The organism is Treponema sp. UBA7567 (assembly GCF_002476655.1).
Lineage (GTDB): Bacteria > Spirochaetota > Spirochaetia > Treponematales > Treponemataceae > Treponema_D.
On record NZ_DLLH01000066.1, the window covers coordinates 1 to 3234 of the forward strand.

At 38.8% G+C, this 3234-nt stretch carries 3 protein-coding genes and 1 pseudogene; all 4 read left to right on the plus strand.

All coding sequences use genetic code 11. The features are described from left to right. A pseudogene (locus B3Y13_RS08380) lies at window positions 1-297 on the plus strand (signal recognition particle-docking protein FtsY); the annotation flags it as partial. A gap of 78 nt (window positions 298-375) precedes the next feature. After that, the gene (locus B3Y13_RS08385) at window positions 376-1479 is read left to right on the plus strand and encodes a hypothetical protein (protein WP_296668613.1); all 1104 of its coding nucleotides are present in this window, start codon (window positions 376-378) and stop codon (window positions 1477-1479) included. Beyond that, on the plus strand, window positions 1463-2779 hold the full coding sequence (locus tag B3Y13_RS08390; protein WP_296022585.1) for an ABC transporter permease: 1317 nt from the start codon (window positions 1463-1465) through the stop codon (window positions 2777-2779). Before B3Y13_RS08385 ends, B3Y13_RS08390 begins: the two co-directional genes overlap by 17 nt. After that, window positions 2772-3234 (plus strand): ABC transporter ATP-binding protein (locus B3Y13_RS08395; protein WP_296693933.1); only part of this gene is annotated, 463 nt, incomplete at its 3' end. The genes B3Y13_RS08390 and B3Y13_RS08395, both read left to right, overlap by 8 nt.

The following is a 3234-nucleotide window of genomic DNA, read 5'->3' on the forward strand; positions in this document are numbered from 1 at the left end:
CAGAAAATCGACAGAATCGCATGCCAGAAAGCCGACGAAGGCTGCTGCAAAAAGATTCTCGTAATTGACGGAACCACAGGGCAAAATGCCGTTCGCCAGGCTGAAGTATTCAATGACGCTGTCGGGGTTGATGCTGTCATAATCACAAAATACGATTCAACTGCAAAAGGCGGAATGATTTTTGCAATCGGAAAAGAGCTTAATATTCCTGTCTGGTTTGTCTGCACAGGAGAAAAATATTCCGATATTCATCCTTTTGAAAAAAAATCTTATATCAAGGAATTTCTCGGCCGCTAAATGAAGTATTTTTTTGCCGTCATATTGAACTTTTATTTGATCTTTTCTCATTTTCCTCTGTCCGCTGAGCAAGATTTTTTGCCTGCGCAAAACGAAAAGACAGAAAATTCCGGTTTTGACAAAAAAGATGCGCAAAAAAAACAGGACGAACTTGAGTTAAACGAGGAATTTAGAACTTTCCTTTTTGAAATTGCAAAAAACGTTATTTTGCAGCAGGCTGACGGCGAAATTTTTGAGATTTCAAGGCAGTCCGTTCAGTTTTTGCTTCTTCCGGTCTGGAAAAATTCAACTTTTTCTTATCTTTACGAAGTCTTTTTTCCAGAAAAGGCCGGCGAAATAAGTTCTCAGGCAATAAAAAAATTTGAAGATGAAGAGGAAGCCGGAGACGGCGCTTCGGAAAATTTTGATTTGCTTTCGGTTCTTGACGGAAAAAGCGGCGGCGAGAAAAAAAATGCCGAAACTGAAGCTGTTTTAAACCGCCTTCATGACGGAAAATTGAGAAAAGCATCTTATGGAAACGAAAAAACAAGCATTTTTGAAAAAGATGGATTTACAGTTCTTCTGAATGCCGATGAAAAAACTGCGGTCAGGCGCACTTTTGATTCAAATTTTCATCTTGTAAAAAAAGAAACTTTCAGTTCGCCGCAAAACTTTGAAAAATTCTCAGCTGATTCCGAGACAAATTATTTTTATTCTGACGACGGAAAGCTTCTTAAAACCGAAGCCGAAAATTTTTCAAAAAAGACAAGGGTTTTAAAAACCTATAGGGATGACGGAAAAATAGAGGTCGAAACAAAAATTCACCTTGAAGAAGAAAATCCAGAAACAAAAAGCGTTTGCGTAAAAGACAGCGATAAAAAATGGGAATATGACGAAAAAGGCCGGATTAAAAAAATTATTTTAACTGAATATTTTCCTTCGAAAAACAAAAAAACAGAAAAAAAAGAGCATATTACACGTTTTGAATATGTTTTTGAGCAGACTCCGGACACTTATTTTTACGAAGACGGAAAACTGCGGATTCAGACGGTTTACGAGAATTCAACTGATTTTACAAAAACTTTTTTCTTTGACGGAGGTTTTTCTGTCGTGGAAAAATACATAACCGGAGAAAAAATTTCTGAAACAACTTACCTTGACGGCAGAGCGCTGCGGAGATTAAAAAATGAAAATAAAAAATAAAGCCGCTAATTTTTTCAATTCTTTAAGGTGGGTATTGTTTGTTTCGAGAAGATTCAGCCTTGTTGACAGAAAGGGAAGCTCAAAAGTCAATTCGGTACTTGCTTCTCTTGGAATTTGCTTCGGTGTGATGACCTTAATCACCGTAATTTCTGTCATGAACGGCTTTCAGATGAGTTTTATCGATTCAATTATGGAAATCAGCTCTTACCATATCCGTGTTAAAAACATTGATGAAAATTCTTCTGTGGATTTTATGATGGACTGTCAGAAATCTCCAGAAATTCGTTCAGTTTCTGCTTTTATGGAAGCGCAATCTCTTATGACCGGAAAAAACGGAAATCAGTCGGCGGCCCTTATCCGCGCAGTTCCTTCAAATTTGCCGGAAATTGATACGGGTTTTAAGAAAGAGGCAAAAATGTGGAGCGGAAAATTTGACTTGTCGGAAAGCGGCTCTATTGTGCTTGGCTCTGAGCTCGCCAGAAGGCTTGGCGTTCGCCCAGGAAATACAGTTGAGCTTTTTGCGCTTTCTGGCGGAAGCGATGTAAGCCTTATTTCTTCCGAGCGGGTTTTTACCGTAAAAGGGATTTTTCGTTGCGGCTATGCAGACATAAACGCTTCTTATGCTTTCGTAAACATTGAAGACGGAATTAAATATTTTGGAAAAGATTCTGAGCTTTTATACGGAATTAAACTTTTTAATACCAGCCTTGATTCAAAAATTTCCAGTCAGATTGAAGAAAAATTTGCCGGAGCAAAATGCGAATCCTGGAAAGAATTTAACCGCTCGTTCTTTGGAACTCTAAAAATCGAAAAAAATATGATTTTTCTTCTTGTCCTGATAATTTTTGTTGTCGTTGCAGTTAATATTTTCAACGGAATGAGACGCCGCGTCTTTGAAAGGCGGGAGGAAATTTCAGTTTTAATGGCATTTGGCGGTCAAAAAAATACAATTCAGGCAATTTTTATCATGCAGGGATTTTTGACAGGCTTAAAGGGAGCGGTTCCCGGACTTGTGCTCGGGCTTCTTCTGAGCGTAAAAATGTCCGGGATCTTTATTATTATGTCTAAAATCGTATACTGCATTCAGCTGTTTTTTCTCAATCTTTTTTCGCCGGAAAACGCCATTTTTTTGAGGGAAAATCCTATGTACATGATTTATGCGAATATTCCTCCGAGAATTTTTGCAGGCGAGGTCTTTTTTATTACGCTTTTTGGCATTTTTTCGGCGCTTTTTGCAAGCGCAAAGGCAAGCCGTGAAGTTCTTAATCTTACAGTTTCTGAGGTGATGAGAGATGAATAATTTTGCTGTTGAAATAAACGGACTTGAAAAAACTTATAAAACAGAAAGCGAGAGCCTTACGATTTTAAAAAATCTTGACCTTCGGATAGAAGAAGGCTCTAAAGTCGTTATAATCGGGGAAAGCGGAAGCGGAAAAAGCACATTTCTCAATATTGTCGGCGGCCTGGACAAAGCGACTTCTGGAAGCGTAAAGGTCGGCCCTTACGAAATTACTTCTCTTGATGAAAAACGCATTTCCGAATACCGCTCAGCTTATCTCGGCCTGATTTTTCAGTTCCATTATCTTTTAAAAGATTTTACAGCTCTCGAAAACGTATTTTTGCCGGCTTACATGGCAGGAATGAAAAAAAATGTTGCTGTAGAAAAGGCAAAATCGCTGCTTGCGGACGTCGGCCTTTTGGAAAGGGCTTCCCATCTTCCTTCCCAGCTTTCCGGCGGCGAGAGACAGAGAGTTG